The following is a 533-nucleotide window of genomic DNA, read 5'->3' as shown; positions in this document are numbered from 1 at the left end:
GATCAGCTTCCATTCCGCCAACTGGCCAGGAACAGTCAGTGACTTTCGACATGCCTACACGCGCTCTTTCACCAAATCTCAAAGAGTTGTCGCGTTAGACTTTGCGGGATCATTCATGCGAATGGCCATGCCCACCTGTGGGATCACCGCCGGCTAAGATCGCCATCAAAACAACAAGCGCCAAGGCAAGCACTACAGCCATAAATACGATCTTGGGACCGCTGAGATTTTGAAGGAAGGTTTTCATCTTTTTGTCCGTTTCTTGAATTCCGCCAGTATCGGCTCTACCCAGTTGTTTCACCTTGCAATCCAACAGAGATGGCAAGCTGGATGGCCCCGCACATTTGCGGCGGGGCCACCGGTTGCCAATTTTACGGCCGCAGCATTTCGCCGTAGTCACCGCGAACGTAGAGCGTGACTGTCACATCCTGGCTGTCCCGGTTGCGCCAGAACCAGCCGTGCTTGCCGGTAAAGGCCGCTTTCAGCACATCCTCGTCCCGAGGCAGGCCACGACCCTTTTCATAGCTGATGAA

The 533-nt window shown here is 54.2% G+C and carries 1 protein-coding gene; it reads right to left on the bottom strand.

Annotation, left to right across the window (positions count from 1 at the left end):
* Window positions 1-109 precede the first annotated feature (109 nt).
* Window positions 110-301, bottom strand: a complete 192-nt coding sequence (locus ACR0KW_RS24315) for a hypothetical protein (RefSeq protein WP_480807318.1) — start codon at window positions 299-301, stop codon at window positions 110-112.
* Window positions 302-533: the final 232 nt, after the last annotated feature.

This window comes from Ruegeria sp. CG11, from assembly GCF_056537245.1.
Note: the sequence above shows the minus strand (reverse complement) of the source record. Positions and strands in the feature narration are given on the sequence as shown.